The organism is Paraburkholderia sp. BL25I1N1, from assembly GCF_003002025.1.
GTDB lineage: Bacteria > Pseudomonadota > Gammaproteobacteria > Burkholderiales > Burkholderiaceae > Paraburkholderia.
Genome location: NZ_PVZB01000012.1, coordinates 178,397 through 205,023, shown reverse-complemented (window position 1 = coordinate 205,023; position 26,627 = coordinate 178,397). Strand labels below are relative to the sequence as shown.

The following is a 26,627-nucleotide window of genomic DNA, read 5'->3' as shown; positions in this document are numbered from 1 at the left end:
AACCATCAAAATACTATAGTGGTTACAAGGATGCAACGTGCTCGCGAAGCCCTATCCGACCAGATCAACCTTCCCTCGGGCTATCCGGGCAATGCTGCGGATGCAGGGCGTTATGAATGCGTCACATTTCATGACCGTTCCGCTTCTCGCACTCCACATGTCCGTGACGCTGCATTTCAGTTCTACCGCGCTGGCGACCGTCATGGCCACGAACCTGCTTTCCGCTCAGACTCTGCCTTTGATGGCCGGCGCAATCGCGGATCGATTCGGTTCCCACCGAATGATCACGTTGGGTCTGTGGCTGAGGGCATTGGGTTTTCTCGGATTCGGACTCACGGACACCGTGGCAAGCTGGATTTGTTTTGCCTTCACTGCAGGCTCGGGCGTCGCATGTTACGAGGCCGGTCTATATGGCGTCTTTGGCCGGCAACCAAAAGACACGCTTTCCGCTCTGTTCGCTTCCAATAACCAGATGCTGAACACGGGCACCGCGATCGGACCTCTAATCGGCGGACTCGCGGGCCTGTTTGATGCCCGTCTCGCGTTCGCTGGCAGCGCCATTCTGTTTGCGCTGCTCGGAGGTGTGGCGTTTCAGCTGAAACCAGGCCTCTCCGAAATGTCGGGTCGTAGCTCCGTTATCGCCAGCCTGCGGGCAACGGCAACGCATTGGGGTCTGTGGCGTCTGATCGCGGTATCACTACCCTGGTTTTTCCTGTTCCCGCAGTTGTACGTGGCCTTTCCTCTGTACGCCGGCCGCATGGCGGGTTCTTATGCAGCGTCGGCAGTCTATGTCGTCAACGGTGTGATCGGACTGCTGTTCATGCTGTCCGCCAGACGCTGGCTGGTCCGGATGAATCCCGTGAAGGCAACGATCGGGGCGTACCTCGCTGCCGCCGTTGCCTTCGCCAGCGTGGCTGCGATGGACGGTGTCGGCTGGTTCCTTCTTTTCATCGCCGGATACACAGTCATCGAAACGATTCTGCTGCCGGCATTCGAAACCATGACAGCGTCCCTGGCGGTCGACGGAAGCCAGGGAACATTCTTCGGGGCGCTCAGTGCTGTGGGGGCGCTGGGAGGCGCGGCGGGGTATTACGCAGGCAGCTGGCTCGTAATGAACGCCACACCGCTCCAGACATGGATAACGTTCGGCAGCGTGGGAGCGGTCGGATTCGCTGCCGCGACGATCCTGCTTCCTCGTGCACGGCAGGTTTCGTTGCAATAGCACAAAGGTTCAAAGGATGCATCGAGTCGCCGCCCGGACAGGCACTAGCCAGTGATTGAGGCCGGGCGCGACGACAATTCAAGATTCGCTCCCGGCCAATCGGCATCCATCAACCCAACGTTTCCTGGACTGGGGGTGAGCGATGCAGCGAGAAGTCCCAGTGGCGCCCACGCGGTCACTACTTTCCGTCTTGATCGGCTGCAGTCGGGCCATTTTCGGTCCTTCGTCGCGGTGCCAACCGCGTCGTTCTCCGGCGCATGAAATCGATGCATATGCGGACCAAAGTTGCAAAGCTTTTCGAGCGGTGATACTTTTAAAACGTTCGGGGTACCGCTACCTATCTTCGCTCGCGCAACGTTCGGTATAAACGTTGGGCTGGCGAGGTATGCGTATGCTTACCACTCAGGTAGCCTGGATTCTTCTCGCTGCAAGCGTTGCTGCTGAATCGCTTGGTACTGCGGCTCTCAACCTCTCCTCCGGTTTTACGCGCCTACTTCCGTCGGTATTGACGGTCGCGTGCTACGTGACCGCCGTCTGGCTGATGGCGATTGCAACAAAACGAATCGAAATGGGCATGGCGTACGCAGCTTGGGCTGGCAGCAGTGCCGCGTTGACGGCAGTGATCGGGATCGCATGGTTTGGGGAAGCACTCAGTCCAATTAAGGCGATCGGAATATGTACCGCTATATCCGGGATCGTTTTACTGAATCTCAGCGGAAATGGTTCTTAAAGTTTGGGCGCGAGCGTGGAGACATATTTGCGCGCTTGAGCTATGGCGAATCTGTTGCCCCTACACACGAAACCAATGTCGCTTTGTAGAACGGTGAACAACGGTTCACGGTCGAAGGTGTGGACGGTCGAGGCGGCGGTTCACATAGCACTCGCGCCGGTGCAGGTGTCGAATTGGGACAACGGCAGATTGTGCTGCCAGCGTCCGCGTTGCGGGACAAGATGCTCGCCGTCGGGCTGCCGATCTGACTGCCGTCCGGTTGCAGTTAATGCTGGCCGGAAATAGCGTCAATTGCAGGCCCAACCGATTTCGATCGATTTCAGGTCGCTACACATAGTCACTCAAAGGCCACCTATGACGAAAAAAATACAACGAACCAATCTCGATGCTGGCTTCCCTTCGACCAGTCGCCACATTACCGTGCATCGATATGGGACTAGCGGCGCTCGACCGAAGATTTACATGCAAGCGGGTCTACATGCCGAAGAGATCCCCGGCATGCTCACGCTTGCGCACTTGGCAAAGCGTCTCGATGAGGCCGATTCTCGCGGCGAAATCGTCGGAGAGATCGTTCTGGTTCCGTTCATCAACCCTGTCGGCGCTGCCGGCTGGATCAATGGTGTACTTGTCGGCAGGAATGATCTCGGCGGCGAAGGCAATTTCAACCGGCACTGGCCTTCAGTTGGAAAAAGCGTGGCAGCGGACGCACGACTCGAACTAGGAAATGACGAAGCAGCAAACTTGCGTTTGCTTCGGAGAATCGTCCGACGGCATGCTGACGACTTGCCGGAAGTAAGCGAAATCCAGAAGATAAAAAAAACCGCGTTCCAACTTGCCTTTGATGCTGACGTAGCCATCGACCTGCATTGCGACCGTGACGCAATCATGCATGCATACACCTATCAGTCGACTTGGCCAGATATCTCTGATCTCTGCGCGCAAATCGCGTGCGAAGCGGTTTTTCTCGAGGATGGCTTCGAAGGTGCAGGCACTTCTACCGACCTTTTCACGGGTACGTGGGAGATCGTTCGGAAAGAACTGGGACACCTATTTCCCATTCCGATCGGCTGTCATTCGGTGACATTGGAATTGCGGGGACAGGGAGACGTCGGCGACGAGTTCGCGTCTGCAGACGCAGATGCACTGCTCAAATTCCTACAGCGCCGTGGAGCCGTCGCTGGGGACCCAGGGGAACTCCCCGAGGCGTTATGCAATGCCACGAACCTGAACGCGACTGACCTCCTTATTGCGCCGCGAGGTGGAATCGTCAGCTATAAGGTACCGCTCGGCGCACATGTGTTACGTGGCAACGTAGTTGCAGAAATCGTCGACCCGAGCGCAGACGACCCGCTCGGATCGGCAATTGCAATTCGCACACAAACCGATGGGATCGTGGCTTCTCGAACGTTGATCCGCTTTGTTCCGCGCGGGGAAGTTGTTGGGAAGATTGTGGGAACTGTGCCGCTTCGATCAGGGCCATTACTTGAACGTTAGCCTGGGCGACGCGCGGGGAATCTATCAACACCGCTTGAATGGCTACTTCGAGAAGATTCACCAGCCGTCGTCGGTCGAATGGAAACGGTCGAATTGCGCGGTACTCACGCTAGCGCAGGCGTAGATTTTTGAGGCAGTAATGCCCGATTGTTCGGTCAGCGACCGGGCTGCCGATCTGAGTTCCGTCAGTTGCAGTTAATGCTGGCCGGATATCGCGTCGAATGTAGGTCCGGCCGATTTCAAACGCGGGTCGCTACAGATAGGTTACGCGGACCAGTTCGTAAAGCAGATGTCAGTTTCCGCCTCCAGTGCTGCATGCGGCCAGCGCCAGGTGCGCCTCCAGCGATAACCCACTTGCATGGCCAACCGGCAACGGCATTAGCATCTGTTTCGCCAAGGCTGGCCGTACCTTTCCGTCCTGTCGTCCACTGCTTCGAGCCATAACAGACACAATCCCTTCTCAATGATGATCTGCGGTGGTCTCGCGGATGTCGATATCTTCGGTGAGGATATGCGACACAACAGGACGCAACGGTTTCACCGTGCCTGTGAGGTGCGACGTGGCATCGCCGCGACAATTGCTGCAAGCTCGCCCGCATGCAGCGAGGCGCCGCCTACAAGTCCTCCGTCTACGTCTGACTGACGGAGCAGATCTGCAGCCGACGAAGACTTCACGCTGCCTCCGTAGAGGACCGGCACATCCGAGAGCGACGAAGATCGAGTATCCAGCACCTGACGCAGGAAGGCATGGGTTTCCTGTGCCTGACCGGCGCTTGCACTTCGTCCGGTTCCAATTGCCCAGACAGGCTCATAAGCGATCACGATCCGGGTGGCGTCTTCAACGCCCAGGCAATCGAGGACGGCAGTAAGCTGCCGCTCGACGACATGGTTAGTCTCGTTCATTTCACGCTCATCGAGCGTCTCGCCCACGCATACAACCGGGGTGATACCGGCCTCCAGACAACGAAGCGCCTTCACGCCGACGATTTCTGCCGATTCATGGTGATAGATCCGGCGCTCTGAGTGACCGACAAGCGCAAAGGACACCCCGAACTCAGAAGCCATTTTTGCCGAGATTTCGCCCGTGTAGGCACCTTCCGTGTGCGCCGAAATATCCTGAACCCCCAATCGCACTGTGGACCCGCCGAGCGCCTCTCCGACCTGCGCGACATAGATGAACGGAACACATACTCCCACCTCACAGCCACTATCACCGTCAGCGATGCCTTGCATCAGGTCCTCTATAAGGCGCGCGTTAAACGCCAACGCCCCATTCATTTTCCAGTTACCCAATACGAGTTGTTTCCGCATACGTGGCCTCTAACAATTAAAGGGCAGCCCCAGCGAAGCGTTCTTCCGGCGCTGCCGCGACCGGCGACTTCGTATCGCCGCTCAGGTCGACCGGAAGACGTTGTAAAACGCCGACTTGCCCGGGTAGCTGGCGATATCACCAAGGTCTTCTTCGATGCGCAGCAACTGGTTGTACTTCGAGATGCGGTCCGAACGCGACAGCGAACCCGTCTTGATCTGACCGGCATTCAGGCCGACCGCGATATCCGCGATCGTCGAATCTTCGGTTTCGCCCGAACGGTGCGAGATCACGGCCGTGTAGCCGGCGCGCTTAGCCATTTCGATGGCCGCGAAGGTTTCCGTCAGCGTACCGATCTGGTTGATCTTGATCAGGATCGAGTTGGCGATGCCCTTCTCGATGCCTTCCTTCAGGATGCGCGTGTTGGTCACGAACAGATCGTCGCCGACCAGCTGGATCTTCTTGCCGAGCTTATCGGTCAGCGACTTCCAGCCTGCCCAGTCGCTTTCGTGCATGCCGTCTTCGATCGAGACGATCGGGAACTTGTCGGCGAGGTTCGCGAGGTAGTCCGCGAATTCCGTCGACGACAGTTGCAGGCCTTCGCCCGCCAACTGGTACTTGCCGTCGTGGTAGAACTCGCTCGCTGCGCAGTCGAGTGCCAGCAGCACGTCTTCACCGGCGCGGTAGCCGGCTTTCTCGATGGCTTGCAGAATGGTCGACAGGCATTCGTCGTTGCTGCCGAAGTTCGGCGCGAAACCGCCTTCGTCGCCCACTGCCGTGCTCATGCCGCGATCCGACAGGATCTTCTTCAGCGCGTGGAACACTTCGGCGCCGCAGCGCAGTGCTTCGCGGAAGGTCGGCTGGCTGACCGGCACGATCATGAATTCCTGGATGTCCAGGCTGTTGTTCGCGTGCGCGCCGCCGTTGACGATGTTCATCATCGGCACCGGCAGTTGCATGGCGCCCGAGCCGCCGAAGTAGCGGTACAGCGGCAGGCCGGCTTCTTCAGCGGCAGCCTTCGCAACGGCCATCGACACGGCCAGCATCGCGTTCGCACCGAGGCGCGATTTGTTGTCGGTGCCGTCGAGTTCCAGCAGGGTCTTGTCGAGGAAGGCCTGCTCGGAAGCGTCGAGGCCCATGATCGCTTCGGAGATTTCAGTGTTGATGTGCTCGACGGCCTTCAGCACGCCCTTGCCGCCGTAACGACCGGCTTCGCCGTCGCGCAGTTCGATCGCTTCGCGCGAACCCGTGGACGCGCCCGACGGCACCGCGGCGCGGCCCATCGTGCCCGACTCGAGCAGCACGTCGCATTCGACAGTGGGGTTGCCTCGCGAATCGAGAATCTCTCGACCGATGACATCAACAATTGCGCTCATATCGTTGCCGGTTAGTTAAAGGGCCTGTGACGTTGAACGAGATTTTCATCTATATTGTATGTCATTGCAACGTAGTACAATTACCAATCTGAGATTACAGCATGCAAACGGCGACATGAGTGCCATCAGCTGTACTTTGCCGTCTCACATACAATTTTGTCCGGAGAAGCTATGGGCGCCGAATCCAGAATTCGCGAGGAAATCTGCACCGTGGGCGCGAGCCTCTACGCACGCCGATACACGGTGGGCAGTGCGGGCAACATCAGTGCGCGCCTCGACGACGGATGGCTCATCACCCCCACCGACGCATGCCTCGGACGACTCGATCCGAACGACATCGCCAAGGTCAACGTTGACGGACAACACGTGTCGGGTGGGCACCCCTCCAAGACCCTTACGCTCCATCGCAGAATCTACGAAGGTTCGTCTGAAACGCGCGGGGTGGTCCATACGCATTCTACGAATCTGGTTGCACTGACACTAGCCGGCGTCTGGCGCATCGATGACGTGCTGCCTCCGATTACGCCGTACTATGTGATGAAAGTGGGACATGTCCCGCTGATCAGATATCGTCGGCCAGGCGCGCCCGATGTCGCTGACGACGTCGCGGCGCTTGCAGCAAAGGTGCGAGCCGTCCTGCTTGAACGTCTTGGCCCGGTGGTGTGGGAGAAATCCGTGTCGCAGGCGTCGTTCGCGCTGGAAGAGCTCGAGGAGACGGCAGCACTCTGGATGTCGCTCGGTCGTTCAGGCACCCCTCTGCCGGCCGAAGCGATTGACGAACTCCGTAATACTTTTGGCGCCCGTTGGTAACTCTGGAAACGGGGCCACCAGCCCCAGCATTCGTTACACGCCATGAACGTACGAGCAGATAACCAGGTTCAAGACAGGTCGCTGATCGGCATCTACCACCATCCGACAGACGTCTCGGCTGGCCGATGGAGCGTAAGTTGCTCCGAGAGGCCACACCTGTATCGCATCCAGCATCGCCGCACCAATGGCGATACGCATATCGATACGGTGGTCGATCTCGACAATCTCGAGGCGAAACTGCAGAAATGGCATCGAGAAGGTTTTGTCCACCAGGAGCGTGCGAAGGACAACGCAGAGCTTGCCGATCGGTCGACCTTCATGAACGACTTGCGCGCGTCCGCTACGACGGACCCTGCGATTGTTGATTCTTCCATCGGCACGGCACGGGTTGGTTGCGTAGTAATGGCTCTCGGAACAGGTGGTCCGCTCGTGCCGCCAATGAACCCTGCATATCTTTTCGCAACACGTTCGGACAATGTCTTTCTGGATATCGCTGAAAACCGCCGAATCCTGCTGATCGGCCACACGGGAACGGGAAAGACCAGTCTCATCGAACAGGTCGCCGCGCACACAAATCAGGGCGTGCTGCGTTCGAACATGAACGGCCAGACGACAGTGGGCGACTTCGTCGGCTTCTGGACCGTCAAGGGCGGAGAGACGATCTGGGTTGATGGCGTGTTGCCCACAGCGATGCGCGAAGGCCTGTGGCTCATTGTCGATGAAATCGACTTCGCCGAACCGGCGATTCTGGCTGTCCTCACAGCCGTGCTCGAACCGGGCGGGCGACTGTTGCTCAAGGAAAAGGGCAATGAAATCGTCGCGCCTCATCCTTCTTTCCGACTATTCGCAACGGCCAATGCAGTGGGATCAATGGGTCAGTATCGCCATCTCTACCAGGGCGCCAACCTGATGAACGAGGCTTTCCTTGACCGGTGGCGTGTCTATCACATCGACTATCTCTCACGGGACGACGAAGCGCAGGTGCTGCAGCGTACCTTCGGTGCTCGTGTCTCGACGGCAATGGCCCAGACTCTGGCTTCCATTGCCGCCGAATGTCGCGAAGCATTCACCCGCGAGGATCTGGGCAGCGCGTTTTCCACCAGAAGACTGCTCGACTGGACGGAACTCATGCTGCGCACAAGAGACCCCGAAACGGCGGCTGGTCCGACCATCTACTCGAAGGTTAGCGCGGAAGATGCGGCCTTCATCCGCAGCATCATCCAGCATCACATTGCCCTCGATCGATAGGCAAATGATCGGTACCCCGACAAGCCCTGACGACGATCTGCTGGCACATTTGTCCCGGCTTGCCCGCACATTGACCGGGCAAGAAGGCATGGAAGTCGTTGTCGCGGATGATGGGCCCCAACTGCTCAGCAACAAGATGGTGCTGCCGACGGATCGTCTCAGGTCTGGCGCGTCGATTCAGGTGACGATCGGTTATGTGGACCTGCTTGCCGCACGCGCCCGTTTTTCTACCCCAGAAACGCTCGCACGCCTGAACTCACCTGTCGCGCGCCGGCTCGCGCAGGCAATCGACGACCGTCGCGCGTGCATGCGGTTAGTCGCAAACTATGCCGGGGCGGCATCGTTCCTCGCAGACTTGCGCCTGGAGATGGAGCGCAAGGCACTGGAACACTGGTCGACACTCGGCTGGAAAGAAAAGCTTGTATGGCGCGTCGAACGGTTCTTGTGGAACGAAGCCCCAACGGCTACCGAATTGAGCCCCTCGCTGAATGCCGCGATAGGCGCCAGCAGCGATGTGCTTGAACAGGCCCGCGCGGTAACCTCGTCAAGCGACAGTGTCCGTGTCGCGCTCAGCCTCGTCGAACGGATTCGTGCCCTCGCCGCCGGCGACGTGAACAACATGATGCTCACCGCCGATGCTGAGAGCATCCTTGATGCCGCGCACACGAGGAGCGAATTCGAATCGGACGAGCCGGCAAGCCCGGATGGCCCGTCATCGTCCGATGCAACTTCTGTCGGCGGCAGCAGCGCAACCCAGACGCAATCCGACGCGGGGCTCGAACCGTCGGGCGAAGGCACGGCCGGCGCTCCGCGACGGTCTCCTCAGAACAGCCCTATTCTCTCTGTTCCCATTACGACGCAGTTCGATAGCGTCACCGATCTAACCGGCAAAGGAGATCCAGTCAACTGGAGAAAGTTGAGAAATGCCGCGCGGGCACAGACTGAACCGCTCAAAGCCCGGCTCGAGCGGGCATTGAAGGCTGACGAACAGACGCACTGGAAACGCGAACAGGAGCGCGGCGAACTGGATCGCCCTTCGCTCGTCAGGCTCGCGACTTCGCCTGGCTACCGCATGCCGTTTCGGGTTCGTCGCGTGGGGCCCGGCCGCGATGCGGCCATCTGCGTGCTCATCGATCGCAGCGGCTCAATGGCGGGTCGCAAGATCGAACTCGCCAGGCTGTGCGCTGCCGCGCTCGGCGACGCATTGACTCAGCTTGGTTTCGCGTCTGAAGTGTTGGGCTACAGTTCTATCGAGGATGCGGGAATGCGTGAGTACTATCAGCACTGGCTGGCTGGCGGCAACTCGCCGAGCGGCTTTAACCGCTTTGTCGAGCGACTCGACTTGCAGGTCTATAAGCGCTTTGACTCCGACAACCTTAGTGGTCTCGCGTGTATTGAATGCGGCCACGAGAATCCGGACGGTGAGGCGTTAGCGTGGGCTGCAGCGCGCCTGCTTGATCGACGCGCGCATCGCCATATCCTGATCGTTTTGTCCGATGGATACCCTGCGACTGGCGACGGCAATGCGGCAATTCTGCGGAGCGATCTGCAAGCACGGGTCGATGACCTGCGCGGCCGGGGCGTCGAACTGATTGGAGTGGGTATCCTCGCCGACGCGGTCGAAGCTTTTTATCCAGCCAGCAGCGTAGTGGAACATTTGGAGGACCTGCCAGGCACCGCATTTGCCATGTTGAGCCGAACTCTTCTCGATCACAGGGACTGGATGTTGGAGATCCCCGACGCGTGAATCCATCTTGTGCCGGCAAAACGTGTCTTAAAAAGAAGCCCGCCGAACAGAGCGGGCCGAACCCCAGATCGTGGAGATATGGAGGAGACGGACTTTGGCGCCCTCGTCAAAGTTCGGCCCCTATTCAGGCGGTCCGTCGTTTTGTCGGCAGTCACGCAACCGATCCTCCCAACCTCGCGGCGGTAGACTGGGAGCATCGTCTTCGAAGGAGGATGTGATGCGGCTGGCCGACTTGAATATCCAGTGTGGTTGCACTGGCCCATGAAGACAGACCCTGGCAAGTTCGGGCGGCCGTCGAGCCCTGCCGGGCGCATGGTATCGCGCTGGGTCGCCGGCATTGCAACGGCGCGCGAATACCGGCTTTCATGGCTGCCTCACGACGCGATCGCGGGCGTCAGCCTGTGCGCCGTACTCGTGCCGGCGGGGATGGCCTATGCCGAGGCGGCCGGGTTGCCCGTCGTGTCCGGACTCTACGCTTCGTTCGCGGCACTGCTCGCCTATGCGGTGTTCGGTCCGAGCCGCATCCTCGTGCTGGGTCCGGACTCCGCGCTCGTCGCGCTGATCGCGGCGAGCGTCGCGCCGCTCGCGCACGGCAACACCGGCCATGCGCTCGTTCTTGCCAGCGCACTCGCGCTTCTGTCTGGTGCGATCTGCGTGGCGGTCGGTGCGCTCAAGCTCGGCTTCGTCACGGAACTGCTTTCGCTGCCCATCCGCCGCGGCTACCTGAACGGCATTATCCTCACGATCGCGGTCGGGCAAGCGCCCAGACTGCTTGGCTTCCAGGTGCACGGCGAATCATTCGTGCAGCAGGTGCGCGAGCTCGTCAGCGGCATCGCTTCCGGACGAATCAACGGGGTGGCCGTTGCGCTCGGCGTGTCGGCGCTCGGCGTGATCCTCGCTTGCCGCCATTGGTTGCCGAAGGTGCCTGGCGTGCTCATCGCTGTGACAGGCGCCACGATAACGGTAGCCGTGCTGGATCTCGCAAGGCGATCCGATGTTGCCGTCGTTGGCAGCTTGCCGCAGGGTCTGCCGGTGCCGCGCATTCCGGCACTTGCCCTCAATGAGTGGACGGCGCTTCTGAGCGCCGCCGCCGCCGTCGCACTCGTGTCGTTCACCGACATCAGCGTTCTGTCGCGTACCTATGAGCTGCGCAGCGGCGGCGCGGTCGACCGCAATCAGGAGTTCGTCGCACTCGGGCTAGCGAATATCGCGGCGGGCGTCGCTCAGGGGTTTGCCGTCAGCGCGAGCGGTTCGCGCACGCCTGTCGCGGAAGCCGCCGGCGCGAAGACGCAGGCGACGGGCGTAGTCGCCGCGCTGATCGTCGCCGGATTGTTGCTGTTCGGGCCACAGGCATTGCGCAACACGCCGCAAGCCGCGCTCGCGGCGGTCGTCATCGCAGCCTGTCTGGCGTTGCTCGAAGTCCAGGGGATGTTGCGGTTGTATCGCCTGCGACCGAGCGAGTTCGTCCAGTCGATCGTCTGCCTGATAGGGGTGGCGACACTCGGTGTCGTCAACGGAATCGGCATCGCCCTCGCGCTGGCGATTCTCGCATTCCTGTGGCGCGCGTGGCGCCCTTACGCCGCCGTGCTGGGACGTGTCGACCACATGAAGGGTTATCACGATGTCGTCCGCCACCCGGAAGCGCGACGCATTCCCGGGCTTGTGCTGCTGCGCTGGGACGCACCGTTGTTCTTCGCGAACGCCGAGATTTTTCGCGAACGTGTACTGCAGGCGGTGCGCGGAGTACCGACGAAAACCGAGTGGATCGTGATCGCGGCCGAACCGGTAACCGACATTGATCTCACTGCTGCGGATACGCTCGCGCGCCTTCATGACGAACTGCTCGAGTTGGACGTGACCCTGTGCTTCGCAGAACTGAAAGGACCGGTGAAGGATAGCCTGAAACATTACGGCATGTTCGAGCTCATCGGCGAGAAGAATTTTTCCCCGACGATCGGCGAGGCTGTAGATCGCTACCTGAAGTCGCATCCAGTCGAATGGCGCGATTGGGAAGACGACTCATAGACCCAATACGTTACCGAACAGGCGCGGAAGCTGTTCGACATCGCGGAAGTCGGATTGCATTGGAATGTTTTCGCACTGTTCACTTCTCCACAGTTCGTTCCGGGCTTCAGCCCCGGCGGCGTGCTCCTGCGTGCATTGGCTGCTTCGGAGCATCTCACCGCCTGGCTGTGGCAGAACGCTTTGTGGCGTGACCGGCGCAAGTCAATCGAAGCAGTCGCTACCCTTTATCGATTTCAACAATCCGAGTCCAGATGCCGAACGGCTGGTGTTGGCCAGCTGTACGCGTTCAACCGCAACCACCATAGCCGACATTCAAAAGCATTCACAGCGCCTACGGCAGCTTTGCGGCGTCGTAGCTTTGTAGATTGAGACCGACAGTACGCGATCCGTTTCTTTCGTTCGGTCTCAAGTAGCCGGCGACGCTGCGCTGGGGGCTACTGGCTCGCGCCCGACGCGCCTCCGCTCATGCCTCCCGCAGCGGCTCCGCCACTCGCGGCTGACGGTGCGCTCATTGCGCCCGTGCTGCCAGCATCGGTTCCTGAGCCGCCGCTGTTGTCGGCGCGCTTGCAGCCTGCTGCGCCCATCGTCAACATCGCGATTGCCGTGATTATCATGACGTTCCTGAAATTCGAGTTCATCGCAAATTCTCCCGCATGGTTCGCCCCGGTCGCCGTCCGGCCCCTCTGGCGGCAAGAGAGCGTGGATTCGGCGATCGCGCGGCGGTACGCCGACATTTCAAATGCATGTTTTCATTGTGCCCGCTGCTTGATAACGCGAGGAGCAGTATACGGTGATGCAATAAACATGCCCGAAAATGCGTCGCGATGGTGCGGTTCTCACACGTCCGTAGTGTTTTGCACAAATTGCAACGCCGCGTAAAAAGACGCTGCTTACATATTTCTTCTATCGGCAGCTACGGGATCGAGCCAACAATATCGCGGGAGTTACCTTTTCTTCGCCGGAGCCATCGCAGTACGGCTATGACACGCGTGCTGTCGTATTGGCGAACGACTGGGCAGCCGAGGTACAGAATGTCGCCGATTTCCACATGCGGCCCTAACCCACCTCCTTATACACAAATCGACGTGCCTGGAAATGATGCTGGATAGCAAATCAGCCAGGAGGGGGTGTTAACAATGCGGATTTCGCGTTTACTTTCGGATTTTCGGCAGAAGATTCGAGACGACGCGGGAGCATGGGTGGACGAGGAATTTGAGACGCTGGATTTGGGTGATCCACGGCGAGACCGGCGCGCGAAGGAACTGGTCAAGCGGTTCGCCAGCCGGCCCACGGCCAGCATTCCGGGCGCGTGCGAAGGCTGGGCCGAGACGATGGTGGCATATCGCTTTCTGGGCAATGAGCGCATCGACTGGCGCGACATGATGCAGCCGCATTGGGAACCGGGCGCGAAGACGCTGTGGATTGGCATGCAGCGAGTCATGGATGCTGTGATCACCATTCAGATCTTGCGCGACGGCTACGACACTTCTGTATAACGAAATAGCCCTAACCTTCGATAATCTCGCGGACTATAACGATAGTCATGCAGCGGGCGTCCGGCGAGTGGCCAATCGGCTCTGGCCCCTGTTCCGCAGGACTGGTCTTCCGGAGTCCAGAATGCAATCGACCGACGGCCAAATTGAAGTGTCACCGGACGATCCCATCATGCAGGTGATGTCAGACGGGGACCGCGCACCGGTCCAATGCGATCGTTACCGGCTCACCGTGCGTGCAAAGGCAGGGGACCTGAGGGTTGTTGCTGCTTGGCAGGTTCTCGGTTGCGAGGCACACCATGCGGACCACGTTCGGGTTCGCGTCGATCGCCGTCACGGCTACGAAGAAATGACCATTACGTTCGCGGCCGTGTCACCCAATACGCTCGCAGCTATGGTCGATCGTCTGATCGCGTTACCATGGGCGCTCGATGCGTATTTTTATCCATGAGCGTTGCCTCAGGGGTAAGAACTCCCATTGTCCTGTGTATCCAGAAGCGCGTCGTCGACGTCCAGCTCGATCGAGCAGTCGCCTTCTACTGGCGGTCGCTTGTACTGTTCGTCAAACCGTTGCCGGACGAAAGTCCCCAGCCGGTCCCGGATCGCCCTGCGTTGGGCGGTGTCCATCGCGGCGTAGCGATCAATTTGTGGTTCCGTAAATCTGATCGCGATGGCGCAGCGCGAATCCAGTGACGTATCGCGTTCTGACTCGACAACCCAGGATAGCTGAAACTGCACGTGGGATCTTTCCTCATAACATTTCACCGACGGTACTTTTGGTGAGGCGAATACCCCTGCCAATCCCAGTTCGATCTCTTCGATCCGCTGCTCCCGGTCAATCGGCCTCATGATTGTTTCCTCCTATAATCCGTCATCTGACAGGCGTCTCGCGCGCGCCGAACTCGCCAGAAGAACTCAGGAACTCGTGCCCGCCCTCGGCGATGATGCACCGTTGCCATTGCTGTTGTGTCCGCCCGGAATAGTGATTCCGCTGTCGTCCTTGCGCGAGCATCCGCTACACGAAGCGGCAATAATAACGAGTAGAATTTTCGTCAATGTGCCGACCATGAGAAATGAGCTGCACGCTGTTCGCGACATGTCACAGCGGCAACATGCTGCCGCTGCGGCTACACGACGAGGCGGCCAGGATTAGAGTGAATTGTCACGGTAGTTATTCAATGCCTGCATACGTGCGTCTCGGCTGCCAGTGACCTGTCGACATGCAGGCAGGCCGAAATCTGGTATGTCGATTGCGCTCCTGCAACACCGTCATCCGGACCGCATCTGCAAACTGTTGCAATGCCTCCTTCGTGCCGGAAACGCTGGTGTATTCATCGTGCCCGATCCTGCCATCCAGCAGTACGGCGAATCCTGAATCGCGCGCCATCTCGAGTACGTCCATTTCCAATCCCCCCGGCATCCTGTCCAGTTTTCTAACCTGTCGCCCCGCATCATTTATGCCGCGAGAGATCTCCGCCCCGCTGACGATCATGACGGCAATGTTTCGCTGCAGGGGTTGAAGGCCGCTGTGGGATCACTCGGTTCGGCGCTCTGCCTGAAAAGGCATTTTTTTGCTTTCCTAGACAGTTGGAGTCGCTGTCGCGCCGCGCAAGGTCTATAACTGAATCGGCATCCGGGGTAAACGTCTGCCCAGCTACCGCGGGCACGGACGTCCGCGAGCTTTTGACAGGGGAAGGAGGTTTGGCGATTACGACCGGCGAATCCATGCTTTGCCTTTTCGAATCCCGATTAGCCTGAGTATCGGAGGTAATCATGAAATGCGGGTACCGTGGGTGGATCATCGACGCGACTCCCGACTTCTCCCTTGGGAAATTCTTCGCACACGCGCGACTGGTTCGCGTTTCGGCTGACGAAGAAATTGATGGTGAAATGCACATCGAGCGTGATCTTTCGTATTTCGATACGGAGGACGAGGCGATCACAGTCGCCCAACAATGGGCATTTGAATGGATCTGCGAGCGCGACGGCAGCGGCGATGAAACGCAGCACGAGACGCCATCATCCCGGAGCGACATTCCGGAAGCAATTCCATCCAGATGAAATGCCGGATGCGCCGCGATCGCACAGAATTATCGCGTAGCTCACGGCGGTAGCGGGGTTCGGGTTGATCTGGACATTTTGGCCCATCCGGCAGGATGGGCCGCCTCGAACAACGTCACGCTCGACGCTTCTGTCATCGGATTTTTGCGGGAGAGCAGCCGTTCCGCCTCGTCCCTCGCCTGTCGGGTAATGGCCGCCCAGAGCCCGACGACGACAGGCTCAGATCGACCCGCAAGGGACGGTCGCCCACACGCAAAGCGGCCGTTCAGATAGGCTCCGCCGGGCGCTTTTGTTAGCGAAATGCCTGCCGGATTCCCAGTGCAATCATGAGCCCTCCACATGTGAGGTCGATCCATGCCTTCGCGCGACGATACGCCGTCGCAATCGCCACGTGCGATAGGACGAGCGCGACTGCTCCGTACCAGCACGTCGCTGATGCACCGACAGTAGCAAGCATTGCGAAGAACGTCGGCATGGAAACGTGGGCGGGCACCGCTGAGGAAAACACTGCCGCATAAAAGGCGATGGACTTCGGGTTCGCGATATTTGTCGCGATACCTTGCAGGAACGCGGCACGAAACAGAGGCGTCTTCGTTGGGTAATGTGCTCCAGAGGGGGTTGCCCGTGCCGACACAACGAGCCGCAGCCCGAACCAGATCAGATATGCCGCGCCAGCAAGCCTTACGCCGGCAGCGAGCCACGGGAAAATAGCGAACACCATTCCGATACCAAGGATGGCGCAAGTCGCCCAGAACAGATTCACCGTCACGATTCCGGCGACAAGCGCGAGCGCATCGGAGCGTCTACCGGCTACCGCCTTGTGAGTGACTGCGACGAAGTTCGGCCCGGGTATAACGGCAGCTGCCGCATAGACAGAAAAGACTGTCGCAATAGCAGACCAATCGACCATTTGTAGCCTCGGTGAATTGTGGTTGTACAAAACGTGGAGTTGCTCCATCGGCCACTATTCTGAAGCAATTCACGACTGGCTGCTGTTGGCCGGCTACTGCCCAATGCAGTCGGCCGAAGCCGACCCTGTAGCCGTTTGGACTCGGGTCACCGCGACGACCGCTTTGGGAGTACAGCCGCCGCTCGTCCCATCGAGTTGATCGTCGAGTAACTACAAACCCAACAGTTGCTGTGCTACTTCACTACCTTGCCAGGATGGGGTTGCCCTTCTTCCCCGCACCGGTTTTCACAGCGCCGGAAACAGGTGCGCACACATGAAGTCGACGAACACGCGCAGCTTGGGCAAAAGTTGTCGGCTCGACGGCCAAAGGATGGAGAACTGACCGGGCGCGATCGGGTGGTCGTCGAGCACCTTGACCAGCACGCCGCTCGCGAGCGCGTCGCGCGCGAGGAAGTCCGGCATGAAGCCGACTCCAAAGCCAGCGATCACCGCGCCGCGCAGCGCCTCCATGTTGTTGCAGGTCATCACGGTGCGCAGGTTCGGCGGTTCGCCGCCGTCCGTCGTGAGCGTCCACGGCTGCAGCTTGCCGGTGGTCGGAAACCGGTAACGCACGCAGCTGTGCCCGGCCAGCCCGTCGAGCGTACGCGGCAGGTCGGCGCGTGCAGCGTAGCCGGGCGATGCGCAGAGCACGAACAGGAAGGGCCCGAGCCGACGCGATGTGAGGCTTGAGTCGGTGAGAGCACCGCTGCGGATCACTGCATCGAAACCTCCATCGACGACATCGACAAGCCGGTCATTGAAATCAAGATCCAGCTCGACGTCGGGATAGCGCGCGCTGAACGCGGGCAGCACCGGCAGCAGGAAGCGATAGCCGATCACGGGCAGACTGACGCGTAGCCGGCCGCGCGGCGCTTGCGCTGCCTTCGATAGCATTGCCTCCGCGTCGCGCAACTCTTCGAGAATCCAATGACAGCGCTCGTGGAAATGCCGCCCTTCTTCGGTCAGCGTGACTCGGCGCGTGGTCCGGTGAAACAGCCGCACGCCGAGCGCACGCTCGAGCCTCGCGATCGTCTTGCCGACCGCCGACGCCGAGATGCCGAGCTTTCGTCCGGCCGCGACGAAGCTGAGCGTCTCCGCGGTGCGCACGAACGCGACGATGCCGTTCAGGTTGTCCATGCCAGTTCGACCCTCGGTGATTCGATTAATTACGGAATTTAACTCCGGTATATGCGGACTTGCACCTCGTTTCTAGCACATTGAATCGGAAATATCCTTTGTCGCTCGGCCGGATGCGTCAGGCATCGGTATTTCACTAGGAGCGATGATGGACTCTACGAATTCTCCCAACTCGACGAGGCGGCTCGTCGTGCTCGCCGCGGTCTGCATGGCCGCGCTCGCGTTGCCGCTCACGTTCTCCGGAGGTGCAGTCGCGACGCCCTCGATCGGCCGCGACTTGGGCGGCGGCCCCGTCGCGATGAACTGGATCACAAACGCATTCATGCTGGCGTTCGGCAGCCTGCTGATGGCGGCGGGCACGCTCGCGGACCGGTTCGGCCGCAAGCGAGTGTTCGCGTGTGGCGTTGCGGGCTTCACGCTGACATCGCTCGCGCTCGGCTTCGCGCCGTCGATCGTGGTCGTTGATCTGCTGCGCGCCGCACAGGGCGTGGCGGCCGCTGCGGCACTGGCGGGCGGCACCGCCGCACTCGCACAGGAATTCGACGGCCACGCGCGAACCCGCGCGTTCAGTGCGCTCGGCACGACGTTCGGAATCGGCCTCGCATTCGGTCCGGTGCTGGCCGGTTGGCTCATCGCGCAGTTCGACTGGCGCGCGATTTTTGCGACCGGTGCAGTTGCAGGCGCGCTGTCGCTCGGGTTCGGCGTACCGCGAATGCGCGAGTCGCGCGATCCGCACGCGCGTCAGCTCGACTGGGTTGGCACCGTGACGTTCACGGCCGCGCTCACCTGCTTCACGTGCGGCGTCATTGAGGCGCCTTCCCGCAGCTGGAGCTCGGCGGCCGTGGTCGGGCTGCTTGCCGCGAGCGTCGCGTTCGCGGTCGCGTTCATCGTCGTCGAGAGCCGCGTCGCGCGGCCGATGCTGGATCTGTCGCTGTTCCGCTATCCACGCTTCGTCGGCGTCCAGGTGCTGCCGATCGCGACCTGCTACTGCTACATCGTGTTGCTCGTCGTGTTGCCGCTGCGCTTCATCGGCGTCGACGGCTATGACGAGGTTCACGCGGGCTGGCTGATGCTCGCGCTGTCGGCTCCGATGCTGGTCGTGCCGGTCGTGGCAGCGACGCTTACGCGCTGGATGTCGGCGGGCGCGATCTCGGGGATCGGGCTGGTGATCGCCGCAGCGGGGCTGTACGCGCTCGCCGGCGCGCTCCACACCCGTGCGGGGGCGAGCGCGATCGGGCCGATGCTTGCGATCGGCATCGGCGCGGGGATGCCGTGGGGGCTGATGGACGGTCTGTCGGTGAGCGTGGTGCCGAAATCGCGCGCGGGAATGGCCACGGGCATTTTCAGCACGACGCGTGTCGCGGGCGAAGGCGTCGCGCTTGCGGTCGTGAGCGCGCTGCTCGCGGCGCTCGCGCAGGGTCGCCTGCGCGCGGCGATCCCGCACGCAGAACCGGCGGCCATCGCCGATGCGGCCGCACGGCTCGCGACGGGTGACCTCGCGCACGCAGCGGCGCGGCTGCCGGACGTCGCGCGCGCGACGCTGCAGGCCAGCTACCATGCGGCGTTCGGCAGCCTGCTCGACGGACTCACGGTCGTTACGCTGCTATGCGCGATCGCGGCATTCGCGTTCCTCAGCCGGGTCCGCGTGCAAGACGCACCGTTTGGCGCGGAGGCAGGCGACGCGCATGTCGCCCCATCCACACCGACGGCGGACGTCGTGCCGCCAGTACCCGAGCTCGCGCGCGACGATCACTGATGCAATCCATTTGCGCAACCGGCCGGAATTGACATCGTGTTCATTCGTCGCGTGGACGATCGACAGGTCCGGTGTCACGCACATGCGAGCCTGCCCGTCGCGGCCGTCGGCGTCACATCCCCACCGGTTAGCCCGTCTCCGATCGATAACCAGACGGCTTCGTAGACCCTTCTTCTTTGGAAAAACGTCTCCAGCACACTGGCTGCGATTGGAAGCGGTTCATCCTCGGTTCGCGAGCGGCCGGTGACTGAGGCGAAGCTGTGACTTGAACGTCGGATCTGTGGCTCCGGCGAGCGGCGCTTCATGGCCGACTGCTGTCCGATGCAGTAGAACTCGACTGACGACGAAGGCGACCGATGAGATGAGGCTATATTCACCTGGCTGACGGTTTTTACGAGTAATGGCCCGGATTGCCCGCCGCGCTTTGCTGTAGGCGCGCGAAAACGCACTTTCTTCCCGCAAACCATCCGCGCGTTACGACGCGACTGCGGCGCGACCTTTAGAAATCAGGTCAGTCCTCGCAAATGCCTGAATGGCTGCGCTCAGAACGGTCATGTCACCGGTCAAGCGGATACTGGCGGTGCGGGCTGTTGCCGCAGCAAGGATGATCGCGAATGAAGAGTCGAAGAATGCGGTGGTGCTCGCTGATGCGAACGACGTCGAGCCAGGCTTGGTCGGCAACCTCCACTTCCTCAGAGGAGGTTGGCCATTTGGTCAGTCGCGGATAGAAGTTTCGCACTCACCGGATCGGGCGAGACGGCTGCGAAACTGTCGGGCCCGAATTCCATGGAAGGCCTTGGACGCGGTGTTGTTTGGCGGCCTGCGCGGCGACTGCGGCCGCGAAGGTCTAGGCTCGGGGCTCCGTTTGGCGCACGCGTTCCTCGGGGTCGAACATCGGTGTGCCACCCAGAGCAGCCGTACCCGGCACCTCGTCCTGCAAAACGTCCCAGTGCTCGGCCAACTTGCCGTCTTCGACACGGAAAAGATCAACGACGATCTGCGGCGTGGACGCCAAGCCGTGCATGCGCCCGTGGATGGCGACGAAATTGCCCTCGGCGACGATCATACCGGGCTCGTAATAGACGTCGGACGATAGATTGGCGACCAGCGTCTGAAGTGCGTCGCGGCCTTGGGGATGTGCGGATTGTGCTGAACGTAATCAGGCGCGTAGAACCGTTCGACGGCCGAAGCATCGCGACGCTGGAACAACGCGATCATTGCCTCGACCGCAAGCGCCTTGTTGCGCTCGGGACGATCATCTGAGGCCTTTTTCGCGGGTCGAGTGACCACCATCAGGCCAGTCATGCGCCAGAACTCGCCGCTGGTCAGCGTCACGAACGAGAGAAATACACCGCGATCATAGTCCTGGATGTTCATTACCGTCGCACCGTTCGACTCTTTCCAACTTACAGCGAAAACGCTGTTGCCAAGCGGTACGGCCTGAATTGCGACGGTCTCGGTCCTTGCAAACTCGCCTTCCCTAATCGCGAAAGTCAACTCGGTCTCCGACTGGATCGTCAAGTACACCTTGAAGAGTGGGTAGGTAACTTCCATCTCCTGTCCGACGGGAAAACCTTGCATCGTCATGTTCATTATTCCTTCAGCGAGGTATGGCAGGGACAGCCAGAAATGGCTGTGGTCGCGGTGCGTGCGCTGGGCGCGAACGTGATACGAGGGGAATGACGCGCTGCGGCCGACCGACTTCATGAGTAGTCGAGCGCGCGCACTGTGTCATTCCCTCGGAGATCAGAGTCAGGCGGGAACTGGCGTGTTGAGAAGCTGCTGCTCCCAGAAATAGGCAATGCCGCTACCCGCAGCGTGCTGGCCCAATACTTCGGTCATCGCGCCCGCAGTTTCGGTACGAGCCCAGTCGCGTTGCCACTCGGCTGCCAGCGCCAGCCAGGTCATCATGTTCGCGCCAGCTGCGATCATGCGCTGGATAGCGACCTGGTGCGCCTCCACGGATGTGCCACCCGATGCGTCTGTGATGACCGTAGTATCCCAGCCTTCCCCGAGCGCCTGGATCACGGGCATCGCCACACAAATTTCGGTCCACAAACCAGCGATGATCAGTTGCTTGCGGCCCGTCGCTTTAACGGCGTCCACGACTTTCTTGTCTTCCCAGGTGTTGATGAAGGTGCGGTCGATCACTTCCTGGCCGGGGAAAACGTCGGTGATCTGCGGGAAGAGCAGACCACCGCGCGCGGCAACCACGCTCGTGAGGATGGTCGGAACGCCGAAGAGCCTGGCCGACTTTGCCAAGGCAGTCGACGCGTTGACGACGGCCTGAGGATCGTGGCTGTTCAGGTTGGCGAGTTGGTAAGGCTGGTGGTCGATCAAGACAAGGACCGAATCTTCCGGGCGGAGGAGTGAATTGAGGCCATTGCGAAATGTCATAAAAATCCTCTGCGTTTATGGGAAATGTTGAGGGGTTTCCTTGGAGATGCGCCGACAAGCGGCCGGCAAACGAATGTTGTCATTCGCTGTTCTGCGACGGTAGACTCAATTTTTGCCACGCTGTGTCGCGGAAAGAGGAACGCCGAATTGGACATCGAAGAGCTTCAGACATTTGTTGAGGTCGCGGACTCCGGCGGCGTTTCGCCCGCTGCTCGCCGTTTAGGGATCTCCAAATCCATCGTTAGCCGGCGACTATTGCGGCTTGAATCAGAGCTTGGCGTCCAGCTCCTGGCGAGGACAACCCGTGGTGCCGCTCTGACTGAAGCGGGCACCGCGTTTCGCGACTACGCCGCCCGCGTCGTTGCCGAGATCGACGCAGCCAGGGAGACGATTTCACCAGCCGGAGACCTGCGCGGCCGCTTGCGAATCGCAGCGCCGCTCACGTTCGGCCCGACTCATCTATCACCGGTTTTGGCGGAAATGGCGCGACGTCACCCGCTGCTGCACATCCACACCTGCTACAGCGACCGCATTGTCGACCTGGTTGGCGAGGGATATGACTGCGCGATTCGGATCGGCTACCTTCAGGATTCGACTCTCATCGCGAAGCGCGTTGGACCTATCTACGGAAAGCTCGTCGCAAGCCCTGGCTATGTCGAAGCGCACGGCGCGCCTGAAACACCGGACGAACTTCTCGGTCACCAGGCTCTGATGCAGGGAACGGAAAGCTGGCGGTTTATGGATGGCGACAAGGCCATAACCGTTCATCCGCAGGGGCGTTTCAAGGCTGACAACGCCATCGCTATCGCCGCCGCCGCGGTAGCGGGGCTCGGCCTCGCATGGCTCCCTGACGGCGTGACAGAGCAATACGTTGCGTCTGGAGCGCTCGTGCCGGTCATGTGTCGTTTTCCGCCCCCGACGGCGGGTATATACGTTGTGCGCCCGCCCGGTCAGAATCCCTCGGCAAAAATCCGGGTCTTGACAGACATGCTGATCGAGTGTTTCGATCAGCATGCGTAGTCGCCCGGCGTCTCGAAAGCGCGGGTCCTTCGGACAACAGGTGCATGCCTCTTCGGCTGGCTTGCGGCGATAAGCCGAATCCAATACGGGGATGCGAATGAAGAAGGGCCGCAAGGACTCGGGTATTCCGGAGAATGAGTGCTGCCGTTCCACCACGTCCTGGTCATGTCAAGGCCGGATCGAGCGCTACGATCGCGTTCACGAAGTCGGCCGGGCGGCCGTAAAAGGGTTCGTGCTCGATGCGGACCAGATCGACGCCACGTTCCAGCAGGAAGCCGGGGAAGCCGCGCAATCCCGCCTGCTGCATCCAGCGACGGGTTGCGGCAATGTGATTGTCCACCGCTGAGGTTTCGAGCGCTCCGCTAAACTCATCTGCTGCCAAGCCTATAGACACAGCCACGGCGGTGAGAACCGGGATCTCCACCACACGACGTCCTTCAACATAGTGGGCGTGCTGGATAGCGCGGAGCATGCGCAGGTCGGCACCTTGCTCGATAGCACCGGCAGCGAGAACGGCGGCAGTGGTCGGGCGTGACCAGAACACTGTGTCTCTATCCACGAGCAGGCCGTCGAGGTAGGCGGCGCCGAACGTGACGCCGGTCAGCTCGGCGATGCGCGCGTCACTCCGCCGCATATAGGCGCGCTTGTCAGGCGCCACATGCGTCGGGGTCTCCCACAGTCCACCCCCGTGCAGCACTATTGGGATGCCGGCGTTCGCAACCGCCTCGACCATCGGGCTCGCGGCATAGCACCAGCCACAAAGCGGATCATGCACGTAATGCAGTATCGACGTCGCCATCCATCACCTCTCGCAACTGAAATCTGACCGGCTGGCGGTCCAGCCAGGAAGGGGCGCTTCGTTCAGGCATCAGCCGTTTCAGACGGAACGCCCCTTGCAGCCACGCGGAGGGCCAACTTATGCGTGGCCCGAAGCCTCGCCGACGGACTGCTGGCTGTGCACAAAGCCGGTGATCGTGGTCTGGAAGGGAGTGGTCGGCCGCCCGATCAGCCGGGCAAGCGCGCCGCCGTCATCGAACAGCGCCCCCTTCTCCACGCCCGCATCTGTGTCCGACAGAATCCTGACCACCATCTCCGGGAGGCCGGCGTCCAGGAGCGCCGATCGGAACGCTTCAGGCGTCATGTTCTGGTAGGTCATCGGCTTGCCCGATGCTGCGGCCACTACGGCGACGAGTTCGGCCAGCGTGAAGGACGCGTCGCCCGCCAGCTCATAGATGCGGCCCGCGTGGTCGCCGCCGGCCAGGACGGTCGCCGCAGCCCTGGCGTAGTCGGCACGCGCGGCGGACGAGATGCGCCCATTATCCGCCGCGCCCATGAGGACGCCATGCTTCAAGGCGAGCGGCAGCCGCCATGTATAGACCTCCGTGTACCAGCCGTTGCGCAACAGCACAAACGGCACGCCGGCTTCCGCCAGGGCCGCTTCCGTGTCGCGATGCTCTTCGGCCAGAAACAGCGGTGAGGTGTCCGCGTGGAGAATGCTGGTGTAGGCGATCAGGCCGACACCGGCGTCCTTTGCAGCGCTGATGACGTTGCGGTGCTGCACCTTGCGCCTGCCGTTCTCGCTGCTGGAGATCAGGAGCAGCCGATCCACCCCGGGAAACGCGCCCGCCAGTGTTTCGGGTCGGGAATAATCGGCGGCACGAACTTCTATGCCCTTTTTGCGGAACGCATTGGCGGCCTCTTCATCCCTGGCCGGATCACGCATACCCGCGACGATAGCGCTCGCGGGCACCATCTCGAGGAGCGCGTCAATGACGTGGCTGCCGAGTTGGCCGGTGGTGCCAGTAATAAAGAGCCTGGAGGTAACGGGCATGATCTTCTTCCTTGTGGTCTAAAACAGAGATGAGGCATAACAAGTGAAACCCTCAGCGACGTGCCTGTGCAATGGCCGCCGCGATCTCGTCCTCCGAGCCGCCTCCGATGACAACCCCTTCGATATCGAAGGTGGGCACGGAGCGCACGCCCCTGGCTCTGGACGCGGCGGTTTGCCTTTCGGTTTCCGCCTGCTCCGCGGGATCAGCCAGAATGGCTTGCGCTTCCCCGGCCGTGAAGCCGTGCCGCGCGGCGATCTCCGCCAGGACATCCTTGTCGGAGATGTTGCGGGCCGCGTGGAAGTTCGCGTCCATCAACGCCATTGAGAGATCGTGCTGTGTTCCGCGGGCGCGGGCATACCTCAGCAGCGTATGGGCGTGGACGGTGCGATAGCCGAGGGGCTGCTTGCCTAGATCCAGAGCGAGTCGGGAGGCGCTCGCCTCCGCTTCAGGGCGAGCGAAGGCGATCGTCGGATCTGCAATGCCTTTCCGCCTGAAATATTCGTCGATGCGAAACCCTTCCGGCGGCGCCCCAGGATGAAGCACGAATGGAAGATGTTCGATATCCACGTCGAGGCCGGGAAAGCGTTCCCGCAGAACCTTATCGAGCCGATGCGTCCCGATGATGCACCATGGGCAGATGGAATCTGAATAAACATCGATCTTGAGCACGTTGTGCCTCCGTCGGGATCAAGCCGCCAGCGTCTCGATACTGCCCATTGCTGTCTCTAGGGCGGTTGCGCGCAGCTCAGGGCTGACGTCGACCCCTTCGGCGACGATCACCTCAAGGTTGTCGATACCGAGCACCGAGAAGACGGACCGCAGATAGGTTTCGGCATGTTCATGGCGCGCATTCGGCGATCCCTCGCCATAGAATCCGCCCCGCGCCAGAAGAACGATCACGCGCTTACCGCGCGCCAGCCCGACTACACCGCTGGCGCCATAGCTGAACGTTTTTCCAGCAACACAAATCCGATCGATCCAGGCCTTGAGGGAACTCGGGACGGTGAAATTGTAGAAAGCGACGCCCATGACGATCACCTCGCTGGTCAGAAACTCATCGAGAACTTTTCCGCTTTCGGCGAGGTCACTGAGTTCGGCCTGATCGAGATCTCGAATGTCCGCGCCCTGTGCATGGGCTGCAAAAATGCGTCCGGTAAGATCGCCTAGCGGATGGGCGGCAAGGTCGCGGTAATGGACCACAATGTCCGGAGCTTCACGCTTCAGGCGCTCCACCGCCGCAGCTGATAATTCCCGGCTTAACCATCCTGTCGCTTTGATGCTTGTGTCGATATGCAGCAGCCTCACAGCGTTCCTGCCAGGTCGGCCGGCGGCGCCAGTGACAACGAGCCTGGAGGGAGCGGACATTATCTTCTTCCTTGCGGTCTAGAATAGAGACAATGCATAATAAGTGAGACCATAAGCGGCGTGAAGGAGGCAGGATTTTGGGACAGGGTGAGATAGAAGTAACCGCCGCGGCATCCGCTGACGGACCCGGCCGTTTGTCCGCTAACCATAGACATCAACCGAACTGGTCGTTCGACCCGCAGTGCCCGGTTCGAGACGTTCTCGACCGGATCGGCGACAAGTGGTCGACGCTTATCCTGGTCACTCTGGCGAACGGTCCGCATCGCTTCAGCGCTGTTCAGCGCGCGATCCCGGACATCTCCAAGCGAATGCTGACGCAGACGTTTCGCGATCTGGAGCGCGACGGACTGATCGCGCGGACGGTTTTCCCTACCAAGCCGCCGAGTGTCGAGTACTGCCTGACGCCTCTAGGCGAAACACTTCTCGAACCCCTGACCGTTCTTGTCCGGTGGGCCGATCGCAGCCATACAGCAATCAGGAACGCTCGCCTTGCATACGATGGAACGTCGTAAAGGCTTCAAATCAGCGCACTGGACCTCCCGCTTCCCATCATTCTCAAAAAACTCGGTGACGCGGAACACGGAAGCTATTGCCACCTGCCTCCCCGAGAGCCGCCCGTCTGTTGACCACCAGATTTGCGCGTTTTGCGCTGCAAC

General features: G+C 60.7%; 28 protein-coding genes. 13 read left to right on the top strand and 15 right to left on the bottom strand.

Annotated features, from left to right (window positions below; genetic code table 11):
* Positions 1-91: 91 nt before the first annotated feature.
* The 3 genes from B0G73_RS19580 to B0G73_RS19570 all read left to right on the top strand — a co-directional run bounded on the left by B0G73_RS19580 (position 92) and on the right by B0G73_RS19570 (position 3,446).
* Positions 92-1,222 carry an MFS transporter gene (locus B0G73_RS19580; RefSeq protein WP_106282953.1) on the top strand — a complete coding sequence of 377 codons (1,131 nt, stop codon included), beginning with the start codon at positions 92-94 and terminating at the stop codon, positions 1,220-1,222.
* A gap of 391 nt (positions 1,223-1,613) precedes the next feature.
* Positions 1,614-1,952, top strand: a complete 339-nt coding sequence (locus B0G73_RS19575; RefSeq protein WP_106282952.1) for a multidrug efflux SMR transporter — start codon at positions 1,614-1,616, stop codon at positions 1,950-1,952.
* Between the two features lie 354 nt (positions 1,953-2,306).
* Positions 2,307-3,446, top strand: coding sequence for a succinylglutamate desuccinylase/aspartoacylase family protein (locus B0G73_RS19570; RefSeq protein WP_106282951.1), 1,140 nt, complete (start codon positions 2,307-2,309; stop codon positions 3,444-3,446).
* A 537-nt stretch (positions 3,447-3,983) separates the two neighbouring features.
* On the opposite strand, the gene tpiA is transcribed toward B0G73_RS19570, so the two are convergent.
* Both tpiA and eno read right to left on the bottom strand, forming a co-directional pair.
* Positions 3,984-4,757: a triose-phosphate isomerase gene (gene tpiA / locus B0G73_RS19565; protein WP_106282950.1), complete on the bottom strand. Its 774-nt coding sequence runs from the start codon at positions 4,755-4,757 to the stop codon at positions 3,984-3,986.
* 81 nt (positions 4,758-4,838) lie between these two features.
* The gene (eno, locus tag B0G73_RS19560) at positions 4,839-6,131 is read right to left on the bottom strand and encodes a phosphopyruvate hydratase (protein ID WP_106282949.1); all 1,293 of its coding nucleotides are present in this window, start codon (positions 6,129-6,131) and stop codon (positions 4,839-4,841) included.
* A gap of 171 nt (positions 6,132-6,302) precedes the next feature.
* On the opposite strand from eno, the gene B0G73_RS19555 reads away from it, so the two are divergent.
* The 4 genes from B0G73_RS19555 (at position 6,303) to B0G73_RS19540 (ending at position 11,961) form a co-directional block, all read left to right on the top strand.
* A complete protein-coding gene (locus B0G73_RS19555; RefSeq protein ID WP_106282948.1) occupies positions 6,303-6,941 on the top strand; it encodes an aldolase in 639 nt (212 codons plus the stop codon).
* Positions 6,942-6,983: 42 nt separating this feature from the next.
* On the top strand, positions 6,984-8,189 hold the full coding sequence (locus B0G73_RS19550) for an AAA family ATPase (RefSeq protein ID WP_106282947.1): 1,206 nt from the start codon (positions 6,984-6,986) through the stop codon (positions 8,187-8,189).
* A 1,072-nt stretch (positions 8,190-9,261) separates the two neighbouring features.
* Positions 9,262-9,936, top strand: a complete 675-nt coding sequence (locus B0G73_RS41910; RefSeq protein WP_374957022.1) for a hypothetical protein — start codon at positions 9,262-9,264, stop codon at positions 9,934-9,936.
* 261 nt (positions 9,937-10,197) lie between these two features.
* Positions 10,198-11,961 (top strand): SulP family inorganic anion transporter, encoded by a 1,764-nt coding sequence (locus tag B0G73_RS19540; protein ID WP_106282945.1) that lies wholly within the window; start codon positions 10,198-10,200, stop codon positions 11,959-11,961.
* Positions 11,962-12,395: 434 nt separating this feature from the next.
* On the opposite strand, the gene B0G73_RS40080 is transcribed toward B0G73_RS19540, so the two are convergent.
* Positions 12,396-12,575: a hypothetical protein gene (locus B0G73_RS40080; protein WP_146144207.1), complete on the bottom strand. Its 180-nt coding sequence runs from the start codon at positions 12,573-12,575 to the stop codon at positions 12,396-12,398.
* A 585-nt stretch (positions 12,576-13,160) separates the two neighbouring features.
* Here B0G73_RS40080 and B0G73_RS19530 point away from each other — a divergent pair.
* A complete protein-coding gene (locus tag B0G73_RS19530; RefSeq protein ID WP_258193373.1) occupies positions 13,161-13,457 on the top strand; it encodes a transposase DNA-binding-containing protein in 297 nt (98 codons plus the stop codon).
* Between the two features lie 121 nt (positions 13,458-13,578).
* Positions 13,579-13,905, top strand: coding sequence for a hypothetical protein (locus B0G73_RS19525; RefSeq protein ID WP_106282943.1), 327 nt, complete (start codon positions 13,579-13,581; stop codon positions 13,903-13,905).
* Positions 13,906-13,913: 8 nt separating this feature from the next.
* On the opposite strand, the gene B0G73_RS19520 is transcribed toward B0G73_RS19525, so the two are convergent.
* On the bottom strand, positions 13,914-14,303 hold the full coding sequence (locus B0G73_RS19520; RefSeq protein WP_106282942.1) for a DUF3022 domain-containing protein: 390 nt from the start codon (positions 14,301-14,303) through the stop codon (positions 13,914-13,916).
* Positions 14,304-14,625: 322 nt separating this feature from the next.
* Positions 14,626-14,856, bottom strand: a complete 231-nt coding sequence (locus tag B0G73_RS19515; protein ID WP_146144206.1) for a hypothetical protein — start codon at positions 14,854-14,856, stop codon at positions 14,626-14,628.
* A gap of 371 nt (positions 14,857-15,227) precedes the next feature.
* Between B0G73_RS19515 and B0G73_RS19510 the strand changes: the two genes are divergently transcribed.
* Entirely contained in the window at positions 15,228-15,515 is a 288-nt protein-coding gene (locus tag B0G73_RS19510) for a hypothetical protein (RefSeq protein WP_181196592.1), read from the top strand.
* Between the two features lie 292 nt (positions 15,516-15,807).
* On the opposite strand, the gene B0G73_RS19505 is transcribed toward B0G73_RS19510, so the two are convergent.
* Both B0G73_RS19505 and B0G73_RS19500 read right to left on the bottom strand, forming a co-directional pair.
* Positions 15,808-16,425 (bottom strand): LysE family translocator, encoded by a 618-nt coding sequence (locus tag B0G73_RS19505; protein WP_106282940.1) that lies wholly within the window; start codon positions 16,423-16,425, stop codon positions 15,808-15,810.
* A 285-nt stretch (positions 16,426-16,710) separates the two neighbouring features.
* A complete protein-coding gene (locus B0G73_RS19500; RefSeq protein WP_106282939.1) occupies positions 16,711-17,601 on the bottom strand; it encodes a LysR family transcriptional regulator in 891 nt (296 codons plus the stop codon).
* 148 nt (positions 17,602-17,749) lie between these two features.
* Here B0G73_RS19500 and B0G73_RS19495 point away from each other — a divergent pair, with 148 nt between their 5' ends.
* A complete protein-coding gene (locus B0G73_RS19495) occupies positions 17,750-19,357 on the top strand; it encodes an MFS transporter (RefSeq protein ID WP_106282938.1) in 1,608 nt (535 codons plus the stop codon).
* A 474-nt stretch (positions 19,358-19,831) separates the two neighbouring features.
* Here the strand turns inward: B0G73_RS19495 and B0G73_RS40555 are convergent, their stop codons facing one another.
* From B0G73_RS40555 to B0G73_RS19480, 4 genes are all read right to left on the bottom strand, one after another.
* Positions 19,832-20,038 carry a hypothetical protein gene (locus B0G73_RS40555; RefSeq protein ID WP_106282937.1) on the bottom strand — a complete coding sequence of 69 codons (207 nt, stop codon included), beginning with the start codon at positions 20,036-20,038 and terminating at the stop codon, positions 19,832-19,834.
* A 166-nt stretch (positions 20,039-20,204) separates the two neighbouring features.
* Positions 20,205-20,465 (bottom strand): hypothetical protein, encoded by a 261-nt coding sequence (locus B0G73_RS41280; RefSeq protein WP_258193379.1) that lies wholly within the window; start codon positions 20,463-20,465, stop codon positions 20,205-20,207.
* Positions 20,420-21,064 carry a nuclear transport factor 2 family protein gene (locus tag B0G73_RS41275; protein WP_258193372.1) on the bottom strand — a complete coding sequence of 215 codons (645 nt, stop codon included), beginning with the start codon at positions 21,062-21,064 and terminating at the stop codon, positions 20,420-20,422. Before B0G73_RS41275 ends, B0G73_RS41280 begins: the two co-directional genes overlap by 46 nt.
* Before the next feature lie 45 nt (positions 21,065-21,109).
* Positions 21,110-21,754, bottom strand: a complete 645-nt coding sequence (locus B0G73_RS19480) for a hydrolase (RefSeq protein WP_106282936.1) — start codon at positions 21,752-21,754, stop codon at positions 21,110-21,112.
* Between the two features lie 147 nt (positions 21,755-21,901).
* On the opposite strand from B0G73_RS19480, the gene B0G73_RS19475 reads away from it, so the two are divergent.
* On the top strand, positions 21,902-22,774 hold the full coding sequence (locus tag B0G73_RS19475; RefSeq protein WP_106282935.1) for a LysR family transcriptional regulator: 873 nt from the start codon (positions 21,902-21,904) through the stop codon (positions 22,772-22,774).
* A 163-nt stretch (positions 22,775-22,937) separates the two neighbouring features.
* Here B0G73_RS19475 and B0G73_RS19470 read toward each other — a convergent pair whose 3' ends face one another.
* The 4 genes from B0G73_RS19470 to B0G73_RS19455 all read right to left on the bottom strand — a co-directional run bounded on the left by B0G73_RS19470 (position 22,938) and on the right by B0G73_RS19455 (position 25,971).
* A complete protein-coding gene (locus B0G73_RS19470; protein WP_106282934.1) occupies positions 22,938-23,573 on the bottom strand; it encodes a DsbA family protein in 636 nt (211 codons plus the stop codon).
* 117 nt (positions 23,574-23,690) lie between these two features.
* Positions 23,691-24,605: an SDR family oxidoreductase gene (locus B0G73_RS19465; protein ID WP_106282933.1), complete on the bottom strand. Its 915-nt coding sequence runs from the start codon at positions 24,603-24,605 to the stop codon at positions 23,691-23,693.
* A gap of 52 nt (positions 24,606-24,657) precedes the next feature.
* A complete protein-coding gene (locus B0G73_RS19460; protein WP_106282932.1) occupies positions 24,658-25,275 on the bottom strand; it encodes a DsbA family oxidoreductase in 618 nt (205 codons plus the stop codon).
* 18 nt (positions 25,276-25,293) lie between these two features.
* Positions 25,294-25,971, bottom strand: a complete 678-nt coding sequence (locus B0G73_RS19455; protein WP_258193371.1) for an FMN-dependent NADH-azoreductase — start codon at positions 25,969-25,971, stop codon at positions 25,294-25,296.
* Between the two features lie 134 nt (positions 25,972-26,105).
* Here B0G73_RS19455 and B0G73_RS19450 point away from each other — a divergent pair, with 134 nt between their 5' ends.
* Positions 26,106-26,483, top strand: a complete 378-nt coding sequence (locus B0G73_RS19450) for a helix-turn-helix domain-containing protein (protein ID WP_219907281.1) — start codon at positions 26,106-26,108, stop codon at positions 26,481-26,483.
* Positions 26,484-26,627 lie beyond the last annotated feature (144 nt).

What these genes read in the sequence shown, in the direction of transcription:
- B0G73_RS19580 (WP_106282953.1), top strand. Translation starts at nt 92, where the DNA reads ATGCTGCGGATGCAGGGCGTTATGAATGCGTCACATTTCATGACCGTT.
- B0G73_RS19575 (WP_106282952.1), top strand. Translation starts at nt 1,614, where the DNA reads ATGCTTACCACTCAGGTAGCCTGGATTCTTCTCGCTGCAAGCGTTGCT.
- B0G73_RS19570 (WP_106282951.1), top strand. Translation starts at nt 2,307, where the DNA reads ATGACGAAAAAAATACAACGAACCAATCTCGATGCTGGCTTCCCTTCG.
- tpiA (WP_106282950.1), bottom strand. Translation starts at nt 4,757, where the DNA reads ATGCGGAAACAACTCGTATTGGGTAACTGGAAAATGAATGGGGCGTTG.
- eno (WP_106282949.1), bottom strand. Translation starts at nt 6,131, where the DNA reads ATGAGCGCAATTGTTGATGTCATCGGTCGAGAGATTCTCGATTCGCGA.
- B0G73_RS19555 (WP_106282948.1), top strand. Translation starts at nt 6,303, where the DNA reads ATGGGCGCCGAATCCAGAATTCGCGAGGAAATCTGCACCGTGGGCGCG.
- B0G73_RS19550 (WP_106282947.1), top strand. Translation starts at nt 6,984, where the DNA reads ATGAACGTACGAGCAGATAACCAGGTTCAAGACAGGTCGCTGATCGGC.
- B0G73_RS41910 (WP_374957022.1), top strand. Translation starts at nt 9,262, where the DNA reads ATGCCGTTTCGGGTTCGTCGCGTGGGGCCCGGCCGCGATGCGGCCATC.
- B0G73_RS19540 (WP_106282945.1), top strand. Translation starts at nt 10,198, where the DNA reads ATGAAGACAGACCCTGGCAAGTTCGGGCGGCCGTCGAGCCCTGCCGGG.
- B0G73_RS40080 (WP_146144207.1), bottom strand. Translation starts at nt 12,575, where the DNA reads ATGATAATCACGGCAATCGCGATGTTGACGATGGGCGCAGCAGGCTGC.
- B0G73_RS19525 (WP_106282943.1), top strand. Translation starts at nt 13,579, where the DNA reads ATGCAATCGACCGACGGCCAAATTGAAGTGTCACCGGACGATCCCATC.
- B0G73_RS19520 (WP_106282942.1), bottom strand. Translation starts at nt 14,303, where the DNA reads ATGAGGCCGATTGACCGGGAGCAGCGGATCGAAGAGATCGAACTGGGA.
- B0G73_RS19515 (WP_146144206.1), bottom strand. Translation starts at nt 14,856, where the DNA reads ATGGACGTACTCGAGATGGCGCGCGATTCAGGATTCGCCGTACTGCTG.
- B0G73_RS19510 (WP_181196592.1), top strand. Translation starts at nt 15,228, where the DNA reads ATGAAATGCGGGTACCGTGGGTGGATCATCGACGCGACTCCCGACTTC.
- B0G73_RS19505 (WP_106282940.1), bottom strand. Translation starts at nt 16,425, where the DNA reads ATGGTCGATTGGTCTGCTATTGCGACAGTCTTTTCTGTCTATGCGGCA.
- B0G73_RS19500 (WP_106282939.1), bottom strand. Translation starts at nt 17,601, where the DNA reads ATGGACAACCTGAACGGCATCGTCGCGTTCGTGCGCACCGCGGAGACG.
- B0G73_RS19495 (WP_106282938.1), top strand. Translation starts at nt 17,750, where the DNA reads ATGGACTCTACGAATTCTCCCAACTCGACGAGGCGGCTCGTCGTGCTC.
- B0G73_RS41275 (WP_258193372.1), bottom strand. Translation starts at nt 21,064, where the DNA reads ATGAAGTCGGTCGGCCGCAGCGCGTCATTCCCCTCGTATCACGTTCGC.
- B0G73_RS19480 (WP_106282936.1), bottom strand. Translation starts at nt 21,754, where the DNA reads ATGACATTTCGCAATGGCCTCAATTCACTCCTCCGCCCGGAAGATTCG.
- B0G73_RS19470 (WP_106282934.1), bottom strand. Translation starts at nt 23,573, where the DNA reads ATGGCGACGTCGATACTGCATTACGTGCATGATCCGCTTTGTGGCTGG.
- B0G73_RS19465 (WP_106282933.1), bottom strand. Translation starts at nt 24,605, where the DNA reads ATGCCCGTTACCTCCAGGCTCTTTATTACTGGCACCACCGGCCAACTC.
- B0G73_RS19455 (WP_258193371.1), bottom strand. Translation starts at nt 25,971, where the DNA reads ATGTCCGCTCCCTCCAGGCTCGTTGTCACTGGCGCCGCCGGCCGACCT.